3 protein-coding genes are annotated in these 2901 nt (G+C 40.6%); 1 reads left to right on the plus strand and 2 read right to left on the minus strand.

All coding sequences use genetic code 11. The features are described from left to right. Positions 1–371 precede the first annotated feature (371 nt). On the minus strand, positions 372–1508 hold the full coding sequence (queG, locus tag VGA95_08480) for a tRNA epoxyqueuosine(34) reductase QueG (GenBank protein ID HEX9666575.1): 1137 nt from the start codon (positions 1506–1508) through the stop codon (positions 372–374). 319 nt (positions 1509–1827) lie between these two features. Here queG and VGA95_08485 point away from each other — a divergent pair, with 319 nt between their 5' ends. Then, on the plus strand, positions 1828–2007 hold the full coding sequence (locus VGA95_08485) for a hypothetical protein (GenBank protein HEX9666576.1): 180 nt from the start codon (positions 1828–1830) through the stop codon (positions 2005–2007). Between the two features lie 328 nt (positions 2008–2335). Here the strand turns inward: VGA95_08485 and VGA95_08490 are convergent, their stop codons facing one another. Continuing rightward, the gene (locus VGA95_08490) at positions 2336–2833 is read right to left on the minus strand and encodes a hypothetical protein (GenBank protein HEX9666577.1); all 498 of its coding nucleotides are present in this window, start codon (positions 2831–2833) and stop codon (positions 2336–2338) included. Positions 2834–2901: the final 68 nt, after the last annotated feature.

Raw genomic sequence — 2901 nt, forward strand, 5'->3', positions numbered from 1 at the left:
CCAGCCACTCAGCATAGGCCAGCCGGGATGAACACACTTTGCAATTTCATCTTTAAACCAGACCTCTGCCATCAAATCTAAATTACCCCTTTCAAGGGCCTTGTAGAATGTTGCGTTCGCACTGAGTACCTCTTTAAGCTCGTCGGGCATAACAGAAAGCCTCCAATAAATAAGCGTTAATTTTCAAATCCCATGCACCAAATTACAAAAAAAGTTAACCACAAAGGCACGAATACACCAAGTTGAAAGTTAGAATTAAGAAGCCAGAATTCAGAATACAGAATCCATAAGGAAATAAAACTCCCGTCTTCTATCTCCTGTCTCCTGTCTCCCGTCTTCCGTCTTCCCTCTCCCGTCCCCTGTCCCCTGTCTTATGATCCAATCTTCTCCAGAATAGATTCGATTTCCTCTCTAACTGAGTTATCAGTTTCAACGTTTAAATGCTTCGATAAAGTATCATATGATTCATTTCCCTCAAGCTTCCACAATGCCCACACAGCGTGCGCCCTTATCAGCGGTTCGTCATCCTTCAAAGCCTCTTCGATATAAGGTATGAAAGCCTCACTCCCAGAATTTCCCATCGCGACCATTACGTTTCTCAAAAAGCCCTTTCTCTTTGCCCTCTTAACCGGACTATTCTTAAAAACCCTTCTAAATTCCTCAATAGATAATTGTGAGAGATAGACGAGATCAGGATTATATAAAGGATTCCTCGGTTGAAATGATTCAGATTCTGACACTTTGGCTTTCCTGTTCCAGGGACATACATCCTGACAAATGTCACATCCGTAGATGTTATTATCCATCTTCTCCCTGAGATCAAATGGAATCTTTCCCCTGAATTCTATAGTAAGATATGAAATGCATAAATTCGAATCCAGGACATATGGATTTCTAAGCGCATTTGTTGGACATACATCTAAACACATGGTACATGTCCCACACCTGTCAGGAACGGGACTATCATAATCTAGTTCAAAATCTGTTATTATTTCACCTAGAAAAATCCAGGAACCTATATCCTGGTTTATTAAACATGTGTTTTTCCCATACCAACCAATCCCGGAATACTTTCCATAAACCCTCTCCAGTACTGGCCCCGTATCGACATACAGACGCGATTTTATATCTTTTGGAGCAATTTCCCTGACATGTCCTTCAAGCAAGAGTAACCGCTCGTTCATAACATCATGATAATCGTCACCCCATGCATAACGTGAAATCCAACCTCTATTCTTATCTGTTTGATCAATCGAATAAGGATAATCCGTGTTGTAATTCATTCCACATGAAATTACAGATCTTGCGTCAGGAAGTATATTCTTTATGTTTTCTCTTTTTTCGGGATCCCTTTCCATATATTTCATCTCCCCTGCGAAACCCCTCGCCAGCCACTCTTTGTAAAACTGATTTTCGGGAAATGAATCCACTGGAGAGATACCCACCAAATCAAACCCGATCTCCAAGGCCTTATCTTTAATGGATTTTGTAAGACTAACTGTATCCACAAAGGTTTATTGTATCATGGCAGCTATTCGACAGCTAATGCTTATCATTCTATTCATGCAATTAACAAACAATAAATGTGAGGGGATTAAAAGAAACCAAATAGGGACAACATGCGTCCCATCTATCCTTTTAGCCGAACATTATCAAGAAGATGCATCTGTGGGGCCACACTTCGACGGGCTCTGCGATTGATTCAGGACGGGTGATCGGCTATTTTCAGGTCAACACCTAACCACATTCAACCTAAACAACTCGTCCTGAGCAGTGAGTCCTGAGTTCCGAGGATATTGAAGGAACGAAGAATCGAACTGTTGAGGGATGTCATGCCTTAAGTATTTTCACACTTCGACAGGCTCAGCACAGGCGCTTCGACAGGCTCAGCACAGGCACTTCGACAGGCTCAGCACAGGCACTTCGACAGGCTCAGCACAGGCACTTCGACAGGCTCAGCACAGGCACTTCGACGAGCTCAGTGTGAACGGGTTTATACTCTCCTAATATGATATCGTAAGTCCAAGCCGTGCATCCTGAGCCCAGTCAAAGGATGATATATAAGAATTTGAATAAACTAAAATCCCCCTTAGACAGAGCGCTTCGACGAGCTCAGTACAGAAAAGGTGATCGGCCTTTTCTAAGTCATCCACGGATAGGCGGAGTTTTCAAATCCCGCATCAGTTAAAAGGACAGAAAAAATAGAAACAGACATCCCCATTTATCTATATTCATTTTAACGGACACAGTCAGATAAGATAAATCCATGAAAGACATTTCAACACATCAGATGTAACGGAAAACAAATTGATAAGGGGTCGCAGAAGATGGAAAGCTATCCTTTAAAACACTTTACCTTTGTTATCAGCTCCGCTACCTCCCTTACAGCCTCTTCTCCAATTCCGTATGTCACGTAATAAGAATTAGCCTTTATCTCAAGCGGAGCGTCTGCAGGTGCGACAGAGAAGTTAACATTTTTGATAAAGTCAAGGTCGGAATGATCCCAACAGAAAAATGCTATATTTTCGTTTAAGACCGAATGCTCACTTTTCAGTTTAGAGTAAAATTTTAAGTTTTTTGATATACCCTCATAGAATATGTCAATCCCGAGACGATTGATTATCGATGAAATCTCATTCGATGTCTTATTTGAAAATGCAACACTCTCAATTCCGACATTTTTTAAAGTATTTATATGATGACCATTCCTCATACCAGGATTGTTCAGGTATAGTGAGATCAAGTCTTTTTTAATAAACCCGTCTGCATTTATTAAGAACAGCTTAATTTGACTAAGCTTTTCGATAAGATCGGTTCTTAGCTTGATCAACATACATTTCTCAAATTTCAATTGCCGAATTAAATACCATTTTAAGCCCTAAATCATCAAATAGCAAGTAT

It is taken from the genome of Thermodesulfobacteriota bacterium (assembly GCA_036397855.1).
GTDB lineage: Bacteria > Desulfobacterota_D > UBA1144 > Nemesobacterales > CSP1-2 > DASWID01.

Excerpts from the sequence above, each read along its gene's own strand:
- VGA95_08490 (HEX9666577.1), bottom strand. The coding sequence starts at position 2,833 with ATGTTGATCAAGCTAAGAACCGATCTTATCGAAAAGCTTAGTCAAATT.
- VGA95_08485 (HEX9666576.1), top strand. The coding sequence starts at position 1,828 with ATGTCATGCCTTAAGTATTTTCACACTTCGACAGGCTCAGCACAGGCG.